An 18,087-nucleotide genomic window follows, 5' to 3' on the forward strand; every position below is an offset into this window, starting at 1 on the left:
TCACGACGGAAGCCACCACCGGACGGACGGTCGTCACGGCGGAAGCCGCCACGGTCACCGCGGTCGTCACGGTTGAAGCCACCCGACGGACGCTCATCGCGGCGGAACCCACCCGACGGACGGTCGTCACGACGGAAGCCACCACCGGACGGACGGTCGTCACGGCGGAAGCCGCCACGGTCACCGCGGTCGTCACGGTTGAAGCCACCCGACGGACGCTCGTCACGACGGAAACCACCCGACGGACGGTCGTCACGGCGGAAGCCGCCCGAGGGACGGTCGTCGCGGCGGTCGTCGCGGCGGAAGCCACCACGGTCACCGCGGTCACCGCGGTCGCCCCGGTCGTCGCGGCGGTTGTCGCGGCGCTCGAAGTTGCCGCGGTCGTCGCGGCGGTTGTCGCGCTGCTCCTGGGCGGCGGCCTGCGCGGCCTGCTCGGCCACGGCGGCGGCCAGCTCGGCCTCGGCGGCCTCGACGACCTCGGCGACGGCGGCCTCCGGGTCCTCACCGCGCTCGCGGGCGGAGCGGGCGACGAGGCGGTCGGCCTCCTCGCGCAGCTCGGCGGCGCGACGGGTCGCGCGCTCCAGCTGCTTGGTCAGGTCGGCGACCTCGCGCTCGGCCTGCTTGGCGGCGTTGTTCGCGGAGTCTGCCTGGACCTCGGTGAGCGAGCGCGCACCGGTGATCTCGGCGACCTCCGGGTCGAAGGCGCCGGCCCCGCCGACGATGTGGCGCGAGGCGTCGACGCCCGCGTCCTCCATCAGGCGGAAGATCTGGCGGCGCTGGTGCGGCAGGGCCAGGGAGACCACGACGCCCGACTTGCCGGCGCGGGCGGTACGGCCCGAGCGGTGCAGGTAGTCCTTGTGGTCGCCGGCCGGGTCCACGTTGAGGACCAGGTCGATGCCGTCGACGTGGATGCCGCGGGCGGCGACGTCGGTGGCGACGAGCGCGTTGACGTAGCCGTCCTTGAAGTCGGCCAGGACGCGGGTACGGGCGCCCTGCGTCATGCCGCCGTGCAGCGCGTCGGCCTTCACGCCGGACTCGACGAGCTGCTCGGCGATGCGGTCGGCGCCCAGCTGGGTGCGGACGAAGATGATGGTGCGGCCCTTGCGGGCGGCGATGGCGGCCGTGACCGGGGCCTTGTCCTTCGGCTTCACGACGAGGACGTGGTGGGTCATGGTCGTAACGTTGCCCTGGGCGCTGTCGACCTCGTGGCTGACCGGGTTCGACAGGTAGCGCTTGACCAGGGTGCCGATCTCGTTCTCCATGGTGGCGGAGAAGAGCATGCGCTGGCCGCCGGCCGGGACCTGGTCGAGCAGCTCGGTGACCTCGGGCAGGAAGCCCAGGTCGGACATCTGGTCGGCCTCGTCGAGGACCGAGACCTCGACGTTCTCCAGGGAGCAGGCGCCGCGGTTGATGATGTCGCGCAGACGGCCGGGGGTGGCGACGAGGACGTCGACACCGCGCTCCAGGGCGTAGATCTGGTTGCCCATGGAGGTACCGCCGCAGACGACCTTCATCTTCAGGCCGAGGACGTCGCCGTACGGCTGGAGGGCGTCCGCGACCTGCATCGCGAGCTCGCGGGTCGGGGTGAGGATGACGGCGCGGGGCTTCTTCTTCTCCGTGTGGCCGTCGGCCAGGCGGGCCAGGGTCGGCAGACCGAAGGAGAGGGTCTTGCCGGAGCCGGTGCGGCCGCGGCCGAGGATGTCCTTGCCGGCCAGGGCGTCCGGGATGGTGGCGGCCTGGATCGGGAACGGGGTGGTGACGCCGTTCTGCGCGAGCTTGCGCACGACGCCCTCGGGCAGACCGAGGTCCGCGAAGGTGATCGTGGGCTCGGCGTCGGCGTCGGCGTCCTCGTCGGAGTGGAGGTCCGAGTCGACTTCGTCGGCCGTCACATCGGCCTCGAGCGCCTCGATGATCTCGTTCGCCTCCGCGGCCTCCATGGCCTCGGTGACCACAAGGGCCTCTACGGCGTCGACGATCTCGGTGGAGTCGTTCTCGGGCATGACGGAACGGTCAGAACTGGAAATGGACATGCGAAATGCGAAACCTTCCGGAGTCTCGGCACGCGCCCAAACTCCGTGAATCGCAAATCGACCGCCTCAATGCGGTCAGCCACGGCTAGGGAGAGTACGCGCCACACGGCGCTCTTCGGATTCGGCGCCGGGCAATGGGATCAAACGATCTATAACCATACGCACCCCCCCGGGGGTCTGGCAAGTCGTTCCTGCGGAACCCCCTCCGAGCGGGGTCGCGACACCCCCGTTCCCCCGCCCTCAGGCCACGCTCGGCCCAGGTGAGGCGGGGGGCGGCTCGCTCGGAGTGGGTTGCGTCACAGGGGGCGAGCTCTCCCCTCCGCCGGGCGTGGACCCCCCGGATCCGGACCCCCCGGAACCGCCCGACCCGGACCCGCCGGCCCCACCGGAACCGCCCGCGCCACCCGACCCCGACCCGGAACCGGACCCCCCGGCTCCCGACCCGGATCCCGACCCGGAACCACCCGCACCGGACCCCGAACCCGACCCCGACCCGGAACCGCCCCCGGACGGCACCTGGCCCCCCTGCCCGCCGGCCCCGCCCCCGGGACCGGCCGACGGCGAGGGCTGGCCCGGCCGGCCCGCGGGGGCGCCGGGGGTCGGCGTGCCCCCGGTCGCCCCGGAGGCCTTCCCCGGCTCGCCGGACTTCCCGTCCTGCGGGGTGCCGTCCTTCACCCCGTGCCCGTTGCCGTGGATCCCGGAGCCGTGCCCGGCACCCGCGGCCGCGCCCGCCCCGCCGGGCCCCTTGCCGCCCACCGAGGCGGCCGGCCCCGGCTTCGCGGCGTCCTCCCCGACGCTCATGCAGCCCGCGGTCGCCGCGACCGCCAGGGCGGAGACGGCCAGTCTGAGGGTGGTGGACAGCGAAGCGGGCAACGGGCGCACGGGGGCACCTCCGGGGCGCGGGGCGGGGTCCGCGGTGAGCGGGTCAATGAGCCCAACTCCCTTTACCCCGTAAGAGACACGCCCCTTGCGCGAGTAAGCCGGACGGCGCGGGCGGGCCGGCCCGGCCGCCGCGCCGGGTCAGGCGAACAGCTGCCGCGCCACCTGCGAGCCCAGGGTCACGGCGCCCAGGCCGACGAGCACCGAGGCCGCCACGTTGGCCGCGGCGAGGAACTTCCAGCCGCGCTCGGCCAGCCTCAGCGTCTCGTACGAGAACGTCGAGTACGTGCTCAGCGCCCCGCACAGCCCCGTCCCCAGCAGCAGCGCCGTCCGCGAGGACGCGGCGCCGGCCAGCAGCGCCCCGCTCAGCACCCCCAGCACGAGGCAGGCGCCCGCGTTGACCACGAAGGTCCCCCACGGGAAGACGGAGTCGTGCCGCGCCTGCACGAACCGGTCGGTCAGGTACCGCAGCGGGGCCCCGACGACCGCGCCCGCCACCACCAGCAACCAGTTCACCCGGCCCTCCGCCCGCGCAGCGCCAGCCGGGTCAGCGACGCCGCCGCCCACACCGCGCCCAGCGCGCCCACGAGGGTCAGCCCGGCGTACGCCAGCGCGAGCCCGGCCCGGCCCGCGTCCAGGAGCCGCGAGAAGTCCGTCGCGTACGTCGAGAAGGTGGTGAACCCGCCGAGCACCCCGGTGCCGGCGAAGGGCCGCAGCAGCGGGTGCGGGGAACGCCGGCCGCCCTCGCTGATCAGCGCCATCAGCACGCCGATCAACGCGCAGCCTGCCACGTTGGTCCAGAAGGTGGCCCACGGGAAGCCCTCGGCCGCGGCCGGCCACAGCAGCGCCACCGCGTAGCGCGCGCACGCCCCCAGGGCCCCGCCGGCGGCCACCGCCGCGACGACGCGGCCCTGCGGCTCGGCGCGCTGGGCGGGGACGTGGAGGTCGACGTCCGGGTCGATCGCCTCCGCCCCCGTCAGCGGCCGGGTCACCCGTACCCCAGGGCGTGCAGGCGCGCGTCGTCGATGCCGAAGTGGTGGGCGATCTCGTGGACCACCGTCACCTCGGTCTCGGCGACCACGGCCTCGCGGTCCTCGCACATCCGCAGGGTGGGGTTGCGGTAGATCGTGATGCGGTCGGGGAGCACCCCGGCGTACCACTCGCCGCGCTCCGTGAGCGGGGTCCCCTCGTACAGGCCGAGCAGGTCGGGATCGCCGGCCGGCGGCTCGTCCTCGACGAAGACCGCCACGTTGTCCATCAGCCGCGTCAGCTCCGGGGGGATGCGGTCCAGGGCCTCTGCGACGAGCTCCTCGAACTCCTCGCGCGTCATCTCCAGCACCCGGCCATTGTCGCCCCCGCGCAGGCCGTTCCCCCTGCCGGGCGGGAACCGTTTTGGCGATACCTCCTCCGATCCCATATGCTTCTCACGTCCCCGACGCGCTGAAAAGTGCCCGGCGGGCCTTTAGCCCTCATCGTCTAGTGGCCCAGGACGCCGCCCTTTCAAGGCGGTAGCACGGGTTCGAATCCCGTTGGGGGTACGCAACACCATGTGCAAGACTTGTTCTTGCACACACCAGGTCCTGTGGAGCAGTTGGTTAGCTCGCCACCCTGTCAAGGTGGAGGTCGCGGGTTCAAGTCCCGTCAGGATCGCTGAGGCTGGAAACAGTCTCGTGGCTGGGTAGCTCAGTTGGTACGAGCGATCGCCTGAAAAGCGATAGGTCGCCGGTTCGACCCCGGCCCCAGCCACAAGAGGAAGGCCCCGTCTCCGGACGGGGCCTTCCGCGTTTCACTCCTCCTTCTCCGCCGCCTCCTCGCGCACCGAACGCCGCCGGCGCAGCAGTCCGAAGGCCAGCGCCCCCGCCGCGACCAGGCCGAGCAGCGCCCAGTCCGGTACGGCGTCCGCGACGGCGCCGACCCGCTCCTCGACCGCGTACGAGTCGTCGACGTCCAGCAGCCCCGGCAGCGCGCTCGCCCCGTCGTAGACCAGGAACAGGGCGCCCAGGGTGATGAAGAACAGCCCGGACAGCAGCGAGGTCGTGTGCAGCTCCAGGCGCCCCACGCGCAGGGCGCGGCCGCGCAGCCAGCGCCGCCGGCCCAGGTCGAAGCGCTCCCAGAGCAGGGCGAGCACGAACAGCGGTACGGCCATGCCCAGGGCGTACACCGCCAGCAGCAGCCCGCCGTAGACCGGGCTGCCGCTGACCGCCGCCACCGTCAGCACGCTGCCCAGGATCGGGCCCGCGCAGAAGCCGGCCAGCCCGTAGACGGCGCCGAGCGCGTACACCGACAGGGCGGTGGTCGGGCGGATCCGCCCCGAGAGCTCGGAGAGCCGCCTGGGGGCGAAGCCGAGGCCGAGGATCTGGGCCAGGCCCAGGGCGATGATCAGCCAGCCGCCGGCCAGGACGAGCTGGTCGCGGTGGGAGTGGAAGAACCGGCCCGCGAGCGAGCCGGCCGCCCCGAGCGGGACGAGGGTGGTGGCGAGGCCCGCGTAGAAGATGCCGGTGCGGGCGAGGAGCCGGGAGCGGGAGTCGACGGAGTACGCGAAGAAGGCGGGCAGGAGCAGCGCGCTGCACGGGCTGAGCAGGGCGAGGAGGCCGCCGAGGAGGGCGGCGGCGTACCCGATGCCGCCGCTCACCGCCCGTCCTTCGGCTTCGCCTGCGCCTTGGCCCGGTCGATGGCCGTGGTGAAGGCGGCGAGGGGCTGGGCGCCCGCGATGGGCTGCCCGTTGACGAGGAAGGAGGGGGTGGACTGGACGCCGATGCGGTAGCCCTCCTCGCGGTCGCGGCGCAGGGCGGTGGCGGCCTGCTCGCCGGCCATGTCGGCCTTGAAGCGGTCCAGGTCGGGGACCCCGGCCTCGCGGGCCAGCTCGAGCAGCCGGTCCTCGCCGAAGCCCTTGGCCTTGGCGCCCTCGGCGTAGGCGGCGGTGTGGAAGGCGGTGAAGCGGTCCTGCTGCCCGGCGGCCCAGGCGGCCTTGGCGGCGGCCTCCGACTCGGCGCCGAAGATGGGGAAATTGCGCCACTCGATGCGCAGGGTGCCGTCGGCGACGTACCTCTTCACCAGTTCGGGCTCGGTGTCCCGGGCGAACTTGGCGCAGTAGCCGCACTTGAAGTCGGAGTACTCGATCAGGACGACGGGCGCGTCGGTGCGGCCCACGGCGAGCCTGTCGCCGGCTTCGCGGCGGGCGAGCGCCTTCAGCTCGGCGAAGGCGTCGGGTGCGTCCGGGGCGTCGGACGCGGAGGCGGAGGCGCTGGCGGCCGGGCGGCGCGCCTCGTCCTTGGGCGCGGTGGCCTGCCAGGAGACGAGGCCGAGGGTGATCGCCGCGACGGCGACGCCGGCGGCGTACAGCAGGGGCTTGCGGGAGGACGTGCGGGAGGTGGGCATACGGGTGCTCCTGAGCGGGACGTACGGGGGAACCGGCGGACCGGCTCCCCTACACCCGCATCACGTTCAGCTCCACCGGCCCCGGCGCCCGCTGGTCGGGCCCGCGCACGGGCACCCGTACGCACTCGGCCCGCTGCGCCCGCACCCCGTCGGGCAGGGCCCGCGCCACGAGGACGGACCCGTGCTCGTGCCCGGCCCGGACCGGGACGGCGGGCTCGGTCCCGGCCCCACCGGAGCCGGGCGCACAGGAGGACCCCCGCCCCGGCCCGCCCTCCCCGAACCCGACCTCCACGGCCCCGCCCCGGCCGGAACCGGCCTCCACGGACCCGGGCCGAGCGGCCCCGGCCTGGGCGGACTTGGCCTGGGCGGCCCCGGGCTGGGCGACCCCGGCCTGGGACGGCCCGCCCTGGGCGGACCCGGGCTGAGAAGGCCCGGCCTGGGAAGGCCCGGGATGGGTGGCGGGGGTGGCGGCCGGGCCTCGGGGCGGGCCGGCCAGGGCGACGGCGAGGGACAGCAGGCCCGCCACCACCGCGCACAGGGCGGCGGCCCACGGGTACGGGCGGCGGCGGCAGGACAAGGGTGGGCTGCCTCTCACTCGCCGAACTGGGGGACTCGTCCCGAAATGGTACGGGGAGGGGCACAAATGCGTTCGCCACCCGCCGGGCGCAGGTGAGATCCTCGACCAGGTATGTCTACTTCCTTCGCCGCCCTGCAGACGCTTCTCGGTGAGATCTCCCTCCGCGACGCGCACCGCCTCGGCCGCCGCCTCGAAGGCGCCCGCCGCATCCGCAAGCCCGAGGCCCAGCAGGCCGTGCTCGACGAGATCGCCGCGGAGGCCGAGAAGGCCGCCGGGCGACTGGCCGGCCGCGCCTCGCGCATGCCGGAGGTCACGTATCCCGAGAACCTTCCCGTCAGCCAGAAGAAGGACGAGATCGCCGAGGCGATACGCGACCACCAGGTCGTGATCGTCGCGGGCGAGACCGGCTCCGGGAAGACCACGCAGATCCCCAAGATCTGCATGGAGCTGGGCCGCGGCCTCCGCGGCATGATCGGGCACACCCAGCCCCGTCGGATCGCCGCCCGCACGGTCGCGGAGCGCATCGCCGAGGAGCTGAAGTCCGAAATCGGGCAGACCGTCGGCTGGAAGGTCCGCTTCACCGACCAGGTGAACCCCGACGCGACCTTCGTCAAGCTGATGACCGACGGCATCCTGCTCGCCGAGATCCAGACGGACCGTGAGCTGCGCGCCTACGACACGATCATCATCGACGAGGCCCACGAGCGCAGCCTCAACATCGACTTCCTGCTCGGCTACCTGGCCCAGCTGCTCCCCAAGCGCCCCGACCTCAAGGTCGTGATCACCTCCGCGACCATCGACCCCGAGCGGTTCTCCCGCCACTTCGGCGACGCCCCGATCGTCGAGGTCAGCGGGCGGACGTACCCGGTCGAGGTCCGCTACCGGCCGCTGCTGGAGGAGGACAGCGAGGAGAGCGACCGCGACCAGATCACCGCGATCTGCGACGCAGTCGACGAGCTCCAGGGCGAGGGCCCGGGCGACATCCTGGTCTTCCTCTCCGGCGAGCGGGAGATCCGCGACACCGCCGACGCGCTGATCAAGAAGAAGCTCCGCTTCACGGAGGTCCTCCCGCTCTACGCCCGCCTCTCGCACGCCGAGCAGCACCGGGTCTTCCAGCCCCACACCGGCCGCCGGATCGTGCTGGCCACCAACGTCGCCGAGACCTCCCTGACGGTCCCCGGCATCAAGTACGTGATCGACCCGGGCACGGCGCGCATCTCCCGCTACAGCCACCGCACCAAGGTGCAGCGGCTGCCCATCGAGCGGATCAGCCAGGCCAGCGCCAACCAGCGCAAGGGCCGCTGCGGCCGTACCAGCGACGGCATCTGCATCCGGCTGTACTCCGAGGACGACTTCAACGCCCGGCCGGAGTTCACGGACGCGGAGATCCTGCGGACGAACCTGGCCTCCGTCATCCTCCAGATGACCGCAGCCGGGCTCGGCGAGATCGAGAAGTTCCCCTTCATCGACCCGCCGGACCACCGCAACATCCGCGACGGCGTCCAGCTGCTCCAGGAGCTCGGCGCGCTCGACCCGGCGGAGAAGGACCCGAAGAAGCGGCTCACGGCGATGGGCCGGCAGCTCTCCCAGCTGCCGGTGGACCCGCGCCTGGCCCGCATGGTCGTGGAGGCGGACAAGAACAACTGCGTCCGCGAGGTCATGGTCATCGCGGCGGCCCTGTCGATCCAGGACCCGCGCGAGCGCCCGTCGGACAAGCAGACCCAGGCGGACCAGAACCACGCCCGGTTCAAGGACGAGACGAGCGACTTCCTGTCCTTCCTGAACATGTGGCGCTACGTCCGCGAGCAGCAGAAGGAGCGCGGCTCGTCCTCCTTCCGCCGGATGTGCAAGCAGGAGTACCTGAACTTCCTGCGCATCCGGGAGTGGCAGGACATCTACGCCCAGCTGCGCACGGTCGCGAAGACGATGGGCATCCACGTCAACGAGGCCGACGCCGCCGAGACGAACATCCACGTCTCGCTGCTGGCGGGTCTGCTGTCGCACATCGGCCTGAAGGACACCGACAAGAACGAGTACCTGGGCGCGCGGTCGGCGAAGTTCGCGATCTTCCCGGGGTCGGCGCTGTTCAAGAAGCAGCCGAAGTTCGTGATGTCGGCGGAGCTGGTGGAGACCTCGCGGCTGTGGGCGCGGGTCAACGCCAAGGTGGAGCCGGAGTGGGTCGAGCCCCTCGCGCAGCACCTGACCAAGCGCACGTACAGCGAGCCGCACTGGGAGAAGGACCAGGCGGCGGTGATGGCGTACGAGAAGGTCACCCTGTACGGGGTGCCGATCGTCGCCCAGCGGAAGATCAACTACGGCCGGATCGACCCCGAGGTCTCGCGCGAGCTGTTCATCCGCAACGCGCTGGTCGAGGGCGACTGGCGCACCCACCACAAGTTCTACGCGGACAACCGCAAGCTGCTGACCGAGGTCGAGGAGCTGGAGAACCGGGCGCGGCGCCGCGACATCGTCGTGGACGACGAGACCCTGTTCGACTTCTACGAGCAGCGGATCCCCGAGCACGTGGTGTCGGGGGCGCACTTCGACTCCTGGTGGAAGCACAAGCGGCGCGAGGAGCCCGAACTCCTCGACTTCGAGCGCGAGATGCTGCTGACGGAGAAGGCCGCCGGGGTCACCAAGGCCGACTATCCGGACTCCTGGCGGCAGGGGCAGCTGAAGTTCCGGGTGACCTACCAGTTCGAGCCGGGCGCGGACGCGGACGGCGTGACCGTGCACATCCCGCTCCAGGTGCTGAACCAGGTCACCGAGGAGGGCTTCGACTGGCAGATCCCGGGTCTGCGCGAGGAGGTCGTCACCGAGCTGATCCGCTCACTGCCCAAGCCGATCCGACGGCACTACGTTCCCGCGCCGAACTACGCGTCCCGCTTCCTGGAGAAGCCGCCGGCGCTCCAGGAGCCGCTGCCGGTGGTGCTGGCGCGCGAGCTCCAGCGGATGGTCGGGGTGCCGGTCTCGGCGGAGGACTTCGACCTCTCCCGGCTCCCCGACCACCTGAAGATCACCTTCCGGATCGTCGACGAGCGGCGGCGCAAGCTCGCCGAGGCCAAGGACCTGGAGGCCCTGCGGCTCCAGCTGAAGCCCAAGGCCCGCCAGGCCCTGTCCAAGGCCGCCGCGGCCACCGCCGAGCGGGCGGGCGGGGAGTCGGTGGAGCGCACCGGGCTGACCGACTGGACGATCGGCTCCCTGGTGAAGGTCTTCGAGACCCGGCGGGCCGGCCAGCCGGTGAAGGCCTACCCGGCGCTGGTCGACGAGGGGACGAGCGTCTCGGTGCGGCTCTTCGACACCGAGGCGGAGCAGCAGCGGGCGATGTGGCTGGGCACCCGGCGGCTGATCCTGCTGAACATCCCGGTGAACCCGGCGAAGTTCGCCTCGGACAAGCTGACCAACCAGCAGAAGCTGGCCCTGTCGCGCAATCCGCACGGTTCGATCCAGGCGCTGTTCGACGACTGCGCGACCGCGGCCACCGACAAGCTGATCGCCGACCACGGCGGTCCGGCCTGGGACGAGGCGGGCTTCCGCCGGCTGTTCGACAAGGTCCGGGCCGACCTGGTGGACACCACCGTGCGGACCGTCGCGCAGGTGCAGCAGGTGCTGGCGGCCTGGCAGGCCTGCGAGCGGCGTCTGAAGGCCACGAACAGCCTGGCCCTGATGGCGAACGTCGCGGACGTGAAGGCGCAGCTGGCGGCCCTGATGCCGGCCGGTTTCGTGACGCTGACCGGACTGAAGCGGCTGCCGGACCTGATGCGCTACCTGGTGGCGGCCGACCGGCGGCTCCAGCAGATGCCGACGGGCGCCCAGCGCGACACCACGCGCATGGAGAAGGTCCACGAGATGCGGGACGAGTACCTGTGGCTGCTGGAGCAGCTGCCGAAGGGGCGGCCCGTGCCGGAGGAGGTCACCGAGATCCGCTGGATGATCGAGGAACTGCGGGTCAGCTACTTCGCGCACGCGCTGGGGACGGCGTACCCGATCTCCGACAAGCGCATCGTGAAGGCGGTGGACGCCCTCGCTCCGTGATCCGGTTCGACCGCACCCCCTGACCTGCTGTACAGTCTGACTCGCAGCCGAGCGATCGGCAGCGAACGAGGACCTGTGGAGCAGTTGGTTAGCTCGCCACCCTGTCAAGGTGGAGGTCGCGGGTTCAAGTCCCGTCAGGTTCGCAGAAACGTCAGGGCCCGTATTCCGCAAGGGATTCGGGCCCTGACGCGTTGTCGGGTCCCATGGGACGGCCCTTCGCGGACGCGCTCCGCCACTTCATGATCACGCGGGGCTCACGATGCCCCTGGAGGCCCCTCAGAGGGCCCCGGCCGCCCGTCCCGACCTCCTGGGACCACCCTCACCCCCGCGAGCCCTCCAGGGCCGCCCTGGAAGCTCGGCACCCGTTCGCGCGAGGCGCTCTGTACGGGACGTCCCTTTACGAGGCGCATTGCCGGATGTACAAGAGTCATCAGGTGTGACGGGAGTCACCACACGAGTTTTTGAGACTCGCACGTTTATCGGAGCCCTACGCACGCTCGATTTAATATGTGCAATGGCACCCACCCGGGCAGGGGGGTTCCGGGCACAAAAAAATCGCGCTGGACCCGGCGGAGTCCAGCGCGATCGACGACTGTGCCTGTTGGGGCAGGCCCTGCCGTGTGAAGCTGTGTGGGTTCATCGGATTGGGGGATCCGATACACACCCTTTAAAGCGGTGGTGCTGCGGGACCTCAGGCCTCGCTGCGCTGCTGCGGAATTCCCGCGAGCAGTGCGCGAACCTCGGCCTCGCGGTAACGGCGGTGTCCACCCAGGGTGCGGATGGACGTGAGCTTGCCGGCCTTGGCCCAGCGGGTAACCGTCTTCGGGTCCACGCGGAACATGGTGGCAACCTCAGCCGGGGTCAGCAGCGGCTCGGCATCAGGGGTGCGAGCGGTCATGAGCGGCCTCCTCGGGAGAACCGAACCATCTCGGTTCTTTCCTCTAAATTCTGCACCTTGGCCCGCGTTGCCCGAAATGGACAGACGCAGGCCGAGTCGGTTATAGGACGAACGGCTTGTCCTCGGCACTACAACTACACCATCCGTCCAGCCTCGACGGCCAAACCGATGGAATTGCCCTCCGAGGTGTTCATCAGCGGCGGAAGCCGATGGACCGCCCTATAACGGACAGTCACCCCACTGTGACGATCAGTCACAGAGCGATCAGGAGTCGTCAGACCCCCCATAGAGTGCAATACCGAGCATTCCGCCCTTAGTTGGGCGGAAGGAACCCTCCCCGGACTCCTTGTCCTATTTTGGCATGAGGATAGGGGATGGGCGCAAGGGTGTGGATAGTGCAGTCCGTCACGCTTGAGCCAATGGCCCGGATCGGGACGTAGGTCCTGGAACAAAGACCCTAATACCGTGATCAAGCCCCTGATCTGCGACTTGTGGGCCATTCGGCCGATCATGACCGATACGGGCGATACGCGTAGCGTCCGAACGGGTTCCGAACAGGTGCATCCATGATCTACGCAGACCCCGCCTCCGGAAAGGGTCAAGGCTGCCTCTAGTTCGCGAAAAGTCTCTCCCTCACCACCCTCCAGCGCCCGGCCAGTTCCCCGTACACCGCCGCCGCACCCTCCTCGTCCCCCGCCCGGAGGGCCGCGATCCCCTCCGCGAGGTCGCGCGCCGACCGGTCCGCGGCCAGTCCGTCAGCCGGGAGGGCGTGGAGCAGCCCGCCGTAGTCCAGTTCGACCATCGACCTCGGGTGGAACTCCTCCAACCAGCGCCCGACCTCCGCCAGCCCCTCCGCCAGCGGCCCGTACCCCGGCCGCCCCCGCCCCTCCGCCTCGCGCAGCGTCCGCAGCCCCCGCGCGAGCCGGCGCCGCGCCTGCACCATCGGCGTCCGGTAGCGCAGCCGCTCGCCCGGCAGGTACTCGCGTTCCTCGTCCGCCACCAGCACGAACCAGCGCAGCGGCACCTGCCACACCCCGGTCCGGATCCACGGCCGCGCGTCGGGGTTCCGCTCCCGCCAGGCCCCGTACTCCGCGGCGGCCCTGCGCCGGGCCGAGGGCGGCAGCGCCGCGTCCAGCACCGGCGCCGGGAAGTTCGCCACCAGCTCCTCCAGGGCCAGCCACCCGCGCAGCCGGGTCCGCCACGGGCACACCAGCAGCACCCCGTCCACCTCGGCGGTGAACGCGTCCCCGCTCTCGTGCGCCGGCACCCCGACCACCGGGACCCGGACCAAGTCGGACAGGGACCGCCGCAGTTCATCCTGGGCGGTCGGCGCGGGCCCGCGCCGGGCGTACGCCGCCCAGTGCGTGCGCTCGGGTTCCGGGAAGGAGCCGAGGGGCTCGTAGACCCGCAGGTAGGACGCGTACGGGACCGTCGGCGCGGGTCGCGCCGACGGCGGCCGGAGGTCGGGGGATTCGCTCACCCCCTCGTCCTCCCCGCTTTGGCGGCCCGGTTCACCTCCAACTCGCGGTCCGGCAAGGCGATCCGGGAACCGGGCCGGACCAGCGGCCGGACCCCGGGCGTTCCGATCCCCGGACAACGGCCACCGCCGCCCGCCACAGGTCTTACTCTGCTCCCAGTGCGCCCTCCCCCACCCGCAGGGCGGGCGTCTTTTCCGCCGCATCTCTTCCATGGGAGTCACCACCGTGACCGAAATGACCGACGGCGTCCTGCACACCCTGTTCCGCAGTGAGCAGGGCGGCCACGAGCAAGTCGTGCTGTGCCAGGACCGGGCCACCGGACTCAAGGCCGTCATCGCCATCCACTCCACCGCCCTGGGCCCCGCCCTCGGCGGCACGCGCTTCCACGCGTACGCCTCCGACGAGGAGGCCGTCCGCGACGCGCTGAACCTCTCGCGCGGCATGTCGTACAAGAACGCCCTCGCCGGTCTCGACCTCGGCGGCGGCAAGGCCGTGATCATCGGCGACCCGGCCGTCCTCAAGAGCGAGGAACTCCTGCTGGCCTACGGCCGCTTCGTGGAGTCCCTCGGCGGCCGCTACGTCACCGCCTGTGACGTCGGCACGTACGTCGCCGACATGGACGTCGTCGCCCGCGAGACCCGCTGGGCCACCGGCCGCTCCCCCGAGAACGGCGGCGCCGGCGACTCCTCGGTGCTCACCGCGTTCGGCGTCTTCCAGGGCATGCGCGCCAGCGCCCAGCACCTGTGGGGCGACCCGACCCTGCGCGGCCGCAAGGTCGGCGTCGCGGGCGTCGGCAAGGTCGGCAAGCACCTGGTGCGCCACCTGCTGGAGGACGGCGCCGAGGTCGTGATCACCGACGTCCGCGAGGAGTCGGTCCAGGAGGTCCTCGGCCTCCACCCGGAAGGGAAGATCAGCGCCGTCGCCGACACCGAGGCCCTGATCCGCGCAGAGTCCATGGGGGGGCTCGACATCTACGCCCCCTGCGCGCTGGGCGGCGCCCTGAACGACGCCTCCGTCCCGGTGCTCACGGCCTCGGTCGTGTGCGGCGCGGCCAACAACCAGCTGGCCCACCCGGGCGTCGAGAAGGACCTCGCGGACCGCGGGATCCTCTACGCCCCGGACTACGTGGTCAACGCGGGCGGCGTGATCCAGGTCGCCGACGAGCTGCACGGCTTCGACTTCGACCGGTGCAAGGCCAAGGCGTCGAAGATCTTCGACACCACGCTGGCGATATTCGCACGTGCGAAGGAAGACGGCATCCCGCCGGCCGCCGCGGCCGACCGGATCGCCGAGCAGCGGATGGCCGACGCCCTCGCCGCGCGCGCCGCGGCCCGCAAGGCATAGCCCCGCCGGGGTCCGGGCAGACGCCGAACGGACCCGTGCCGGTGACCCGCCGGAGCGCGGCGAGACGGAACTCACTGCGCTTCGGCGGGTCGGCGGCCAGGAAAGCGTTAATATCGCAGCTGACCAGCGAGTACGGGGTGTCCCGCTGGTTCTGTGGAGAGGCACGTCATGCGGGCGGCGTACCGTATGGCCGCGGAAGCAGGTACCGTTAAACCCCTACGGACGGTCTCTCCACGGAGAGCCCGCTCCGAACCATGAACGCGTGTCAGACTCTGGGGCCGTCGAGCCCCGTCACCGAGGGGGTCGAGCCATGGGGCGCGGCCGGGCCAAGGCCAAGCAGACAAAGGTCGCCCGCCAGCTGAAGTACAACAGCGGCGGGACTGACCTCTCGCGTCTGGCCAATGAGCTGGGCGCATCGCCGACAGAGCCGCTGCCTATCAGCGCGCCGGTCGAAGTCGATGACGATCTGGATGACGACGACCCGTACGCCAAGTACGCGGAGCTGTACAACAGCGATGACGACGAGGACGAGGACGAAGAGTCCGGTCCGACGGCGCACCGTCGCGGGGCTTGACGCACAGCACCTCTGCAGTGAGCGGCTGCACAGCCCAGCTCTTGCTGGCTGAAAGCCGAAAACGCCGAAACCCGGTCCAGGGCCATGCCCCGGACCGGGTTTTAGCGCTGCTCAGACGGCGTAGTCGCCGGTCAGGGTCGCACCCTCGGCGTGGTCTCCCCGGTCCAGGATCTCGCCGGCGACCCAGGCCTCGACGCCCCGGTCGGCCAGTGCGGTCAGGGCCACGTCCACCGACTCCTGCGGGACCACGGCCATCATGCCGACGCCCATGTTCAGGGTCTTCTCCAGCTCCAGGCGCTCGACGTCCCCGGCCTTGCCGACCAGGTCGAAGATCGCACCGGGGGTCCAGGTGGAGCGGTCGACCGTGGCGTGCAGGTGGTCCGGGATGACCCGGGCCAGGTTCGCGGCGAGGCCGCCGCCGGTGATGTGCGAGTAGGCGTGGACCTCGGCCGTGCGGGTGAGGGCCATGCAGTCCAGCGAGTAGATCTTGGTGGGCTCCAGCAGCTCCTCGCCGAGGGTGCGGCCGAGTTCCTCGACGTGCCGGTCGAGGGACATCCCGGCGCGGTCGAAGAGGACGTGCCGGACGAGCGAGTACCCGTTCGAGTGAAGGCCGGACGAGGCCATCGCGATGACGGCGTCCCCCGTACGGATGCGATCGGCGCCCAGGAGGCGGTCGTACTCGACCACGCCGGTGCCGGCGCCCGCGACGTCGAAGTCGTCCGGTCCGAGCAGGCCCGGGTGCTCGGCGGTCTCGCCGCCGACCAGGGCGCAGCCGGCCAGGACGCAGCCCTCGGCGATGCCCTTGACGATGGCCGCGACCCGCTCGGGGTGGACCTTGCCGACGCAGATGTAGTCCGTCATGAAGAGCGGCTCGGCGCCGCAGACGACGATGTCGTCCATGACCATGGCGACCAGGTCGTGGCCGATGGTGTCGTAGACGCCCATCTGGCGGGCGATGTCCACCTTGGTGCCGACGCCGTCCGTGGCCGAGGCCAGCAGGGGGCGCTCGTAGCGCTTGAGGGCGGAGGCGTCGAAGAGGCCGGCGAAGCCGCCGAGGCCGCCGAGGACCTCGGGGCGCTGCGTCTTCTTCACCCACTCCTTCATCAGCTCGACGGCGCGGTCGCCCGCTTCGATGTCGACGCCGGCGGCTGCGTAGCTGGCCCCGGTGGTCTTCTCAGTCATGACAGGCGAGAGCTTTCGTGTCGTTGCTGCGTGTGGTGCCGGGCCCCGGGAGAAGCCTCAAAGACAGGGCGCGGCGCAGGTGGAGCCGGGCCGGCCCGGGAAGGGCCGGCCCACGGGCCTACGGGCGGCGGAGCGCGTCGGCGGCGTCGGTGCCGCCCGCGAGCTCGTTCTCCAGGAGCTGCTTGCCCAGGAGCTGCGGGTCGGGCAGGTCCATGGGGTACTCGCCGTCGAAGCAGGCACGGCAGAGGTTGGGCTTCTGGATGGTGGTCGCCTCGATCATCGCGTCGAGCGAGATGTACGAGAGCGAGTCGGCGCCCAGCGACGTGGCGATCTCGTCGACCGTCATGCCGTTGGCGATCAGCTCGGCCCGGGTGGCGAAGTCGATGCCGAAGAAGCACGGCCACTTCACCGGCGGCGAGGAGATCCGGATGTGGACCTCGGCCGCGCCGGCCTCGCGGAGCATCTTCACGAGGGCGCGCTGGGTGTTGCCGCGGACGATCGAGTCGTCGACGACGACGAGGCGCTTGCCCCGGATGACTTCCTTGAGCGGGTTGAGCTTGAGGCGGATGCCCAGCTGGCGGATCGTCTGCGAGGGCTGGATGAAGGTCCGGCCGACGTAGGCGTTCTTGACCAGGCCGGAGCCGTACGGGATCCCGCTGGCCTCGGCGTAGCCGACGGCGGCGGGCGTGCCCGATTCCGGCGTCGCTATCACGAGGTCGGCTTCGACCGGGGCTTCCTTGGCGAGGCGCCGGCCCATCTCGACGCGCGAGAGGTAGACGTTGCGGCCGGCGATGTCGGTGTCCGGGCGCGCCAGGTAGACGTACTCGAACACACACCCCTTGGGCTTCGCTTCCGCGAAGCGCGAGGTGCGCAGGCCGTTCTCGTCGATCGCGATGAGCTCGCCCGGCTCGACCTCGCGGACGAAGCTGGCGCCGCAGATGTCGAGGGCGGCGGTCTCGCTCGCGACCACCCAGCCGCGCTCCAGGCGGCCGAGGACCAGCGGGCGGATGCCCTGCGGGTCACGGGCGGTGTAGAGGGTTCCCTCGTCCATGAAGACCAGCGAGAAGGCGCCCTTGACCTGCGGGAGGACCTTGGCGGCCGACTCCTCGATGGTCAGGGGCTTGCCCTCGTCGTCGGTCTGGCCGGCGAGGAGGGCGGTCACCAGGTCGGTGTCGTTGGTGGCCGCCACCTGGGTGGCGCGGCCGTCCTGACGGGGGAGGTCGGCGACCATCTCGGCGAGCTCGGCGGTGTTCACCAGGTTGCCGTTGTGACCCAGGGCAATGGAGCCGTGGGCGGTCGCCCGGAAGGTGGGCTGAGCGTTCTCCCAGACGGACGCTCCGGTGGTCGAATAGCGGGCGTGACCGACCGCGATATGACCCTGGAGGGATCCGAGGGAGGTTTCGTCGAAGACCTGGGAAACGAGGCCCATGTCCTTGAAGACGAGGATCTGGGAACCGTTGCTCACAGCGATTCCCGCGGACTCTTGTCCGCGGTGCTGCAGCGCATACAGTCCGAAGTAGGTGAGCTTGGCGACCTCTTCACCCGGAGCCCAGACACCGAAGACGCCGCAAGCGTCCTGGGGGCCCTTCTCGCCGGGGAGCAGGTCGTGGTTGAGTCGTCCATCACCACGAGGCACGTCCCCGAGTGTAGGCGAGATCGACCACTGGTCCGAATTGGGGAGGGCCGGGAAATGTCACAGCACAGAGGGTGAC

At 71.3% G+C, this 18,087-nt stretch carries 14 protein-coding genes and 4 tRNA genes; 7 read left to right on the top strand and 11 right to left on the bottom strand.

Features of this window, described 5'->3' with window-relative positions; translation table 11 throughout:
- The 4 genes from ACFY0O_RS36475 to ACFY0O_RS36490 all read right to left on the bottom strand — a co-directional run.
- Window positions 1–2,000, bottom strand: a 2,000-nt coding sequence (locus ACFY0O_RS36475; protein ID WP_388955109.1) for a DEAD/DEAH box helicase, incomplete at its 3' end; no start/stop codon positions are given.
- Between the two features lie 1,050 nt (window positions 2,001–3,050).
- Window positions 3,051–3,425: a fluoride efflux transporter FluC gene (locus ACFY0O_RS36480; RefSeq protein WP_388955112.1), complete on the bottom strand. Its 375-nt coding sequence runs from the start codon at window positions 3,423–3,425 to the stop codon at window positions 3,051–3,053.
- A complete protein-coding gene (locus ACFY0O_RS36485) occupies window positions 3,422–3,901 on the bottom strand; it encodes a fluoride efflux transporter FluC (protein ID WP_388955115.1) in 480 nt (159 codons plus the stop codon). The genes ACFY0O_RS36480 and ACFY0O_RS36485 overlap by 4 nt, the downstream gene beginning before the upstream one ends.
- On the bottom strand, window positions 3,898–4,248 hold the full coding sequence (locus ACFY0O_RS36490; RefSeq protein ID WP_358891646.1) for a metallopeptidase family protein: 351 nt from the start codon (window positions 4,246–4,248) through the stop codon (window positions 3,898–3,900). Before ACFY0O_RS36490 ends, ACFY0O_RS36485 begins: the two co-directional genes overlap by 4 nt.
- Window positions 4,249–4,374: 126 nt before the next feature.
- On the opposite strand from ACFY0O_RS36490, the gene ACFY0O_RS36495 reads away from it, so the two are divergent.
- From ACFY0O_RS36495 to ACFY0O_RS36505, 3 genes are all read left to right on the top strand, one after another.
- A tRNA-Glu gene (locus ACFY0O_RS36495) sits at window positions 4,375–4,447 on the top strand.
- 38 nt (window positions 4,448–4,485) lie between these two features.
- A tRNA-Asp gene (locus ACFY0O_RS36500) sits at window positions 4,486–4,559 on the top strand.
- A 22-nt stretch (window positions 4,560–4,581) separates the two neighbouring features.
- Window positions 4,582–4,655 (top strand) — tRNA-Phe (locus tag ACFY0O_RS36505).
- Window positions 4,656–4,695: 40 nt separating this feature from the next.
- Here the strand turns inward: ACFY0O_RS36505 and ACFY0O_RS36510 are convergent.
- From ACFY0O_RS36510 to ACFY0O_RS36520, 3 genes are read right to left on the bottom strand one after another with little or no spacing between them, the layout of a single operon-like run.
- Window positions 4,696–5,541, bottom strand: a complete 846-nt coding sequence (locus tag ACFY0O_RS36510; RefSeq protein ID WP_388955118.1) for a cytochrome c biogenesis CcdA family protein — start codon at window positions 5,539–5,541, stop codon at window positions 4,696–4,698.
- Entirely contained in the window at window positions 5,538–6,287 is a 750-nt protein-coding gene (locus ACFY0O_RS36515; protein ID WP_388955120.1) for a DsbA family protein, read from the bottom strand. The genes ACFY0O_RS36510 and ACFY0O_RS36515 overlap by 4 nt, the downstream gene beginning before the upstream one ends.
- 49 nt (window positions 6,288–6,336) lie before the next feature.
- Entirely contained in the window at window positions 6,337–6,864 is a 528-nt protein-coding gene (locus ACFY0O_RS36520) for a hypothetical protein (protein WP_388955122.1), read from the bottom strand.
- A 111-nt stretch (window positions 6,865–6,975) separates the two neighbouring features.
- Between ACFY0O_RS36520 and hrpA the strand changes: the two genes are divergently transcribed.
- Both hrpA and ACFY0O_RS36530 read left to right on the top strand, forming a co-directional pair.
- Window positions 6,976–10,899 (top strand): ATP-dependent RNA helicase HrpA, encoded by a 3,924-nt coding sequence (gene hrpA, locus ACFY0O_RS36525; protein WP_388955124.1) that lies wholly within the window; start codon window positions 6,976–6,978, stop codon window positions 10,897–10,899.
- A 69-nt stretch (window positions 10,900–10,968) separates the two neighbouring features.
- Window positions 10,969–11,042 (top strand) — tRNA-Asp (locus tag ACFY0O_RS36530).
- A gap of 548 nt (window positions 11,043–11,590) precedes the next feature.
- On the opposite strand, the gene bldC is transcribed toward ACFY0O_RS36530, so the two are convergent.
- Together bldC and ACFY0O_RS36540 are read right to left on the bottom strand one after the other, a co-directional pair.
- Window positions 11,591–11,797, bottom strand: coding sequence for a developmental transcriptional regulator BldC (bldC, locus tag ACFY0O_RS36535; RefSeq protein WP_003949541.1), 207 nt, complete (start codon window positions 11,795–11,797; stop codon window positions 11,591–11,593).
- A 610-nt stretch (window positions 11,798–12,407) separates the two neighbouring features.
- The gene (locus ACFY0O_RS36540) at window positions 12,408–13,277 is read right to left on the bottom strand and encodes a hypothetical protein (RefSeq protein ID WP_358891641.1); all 870 of its coding nucleotides are present in this window, start codon (window positions 13,275–13,277) and stop codon (window positions 12,408–12,410) included.
- A gap of 223 nt (window positions 13,278–13,500) precedes the next feature.
- Between ACFY0O_RS36540 and ACFY0O_RS36545 the strand changes: the two genes are divergently transcribed.
- The gene (locus tag ACFY0O_RS36545) at window positions 13,501–14,619 is read left to right on the top strand and encodes a Leu/Phe/Val dehydrogenase (protein WP_388955127.1); all 1,119 of its coding nucleotides are present in this window, start codon (window positions 13,501–13,503) and stop codon (window positions 14,617–14,619) included.
- A 310-nt stretch (window positions 14,620–14,929) separates the two neighbouring features.
- A complete protein-coding gene (locus ACFY0O_RS36550) occupies window positions 14,930–15,193 on the top strand; it encodes a DUF3073 domain-containing protein (RefSeq protein ID WP_358891639.1) in 264 nt (87 codons plus the stop codon).
- A 111-nt stretch (window positions 15,194–15,304) separates the two neighbouring features.
- Here the strand turns inward: ACFY0O_RS36550 and purM are convergent, their stop codons facing one another.
- Both purM and purF read right to left on the bottom strand, forming a co-directional pair.
- Window positions 15,305–16,375: a phosphoribosylformylglycinamidine cyclo-ligase gene (gene purM, locus ACFY0O_RS36555; protein WP_388955129.1), complete on the bottom strand. Its 1,071-nt coding sequence runs from the start codon at window positions 16,373–16,375 to the stop codon at window positions 15,305–15,307.
- A gap of 118 nt (window positions 16,376–16,493) precedes the next feature.
- Window positions 16,494–18,011 carry an amidophosphoribosyltransferase gene (gene purF / locus ACFY0O_RS36560; protein ID WP_358891638.1) on the bottom strand — a complete coding sequence of 506 codons (1,518 nt, stop codon included), beginning with the start codon at window positions 18,009–18,011 and terminating at the stop codon, window positions 16,494–16,496.
- Window positions 18,012–18,087 lie beyond the last annotated feature (76 nt).

The organism is Streptomyces sp. NPDC001594 (assembly GCF_042893675.1).
In the GTDB taxonomy this organism is placed as follows: domain Bacteria; phylum Actinomycetota; class Actinomycetes; order Streptomycetales; family Streptomycetaceae; genus Streptomyces.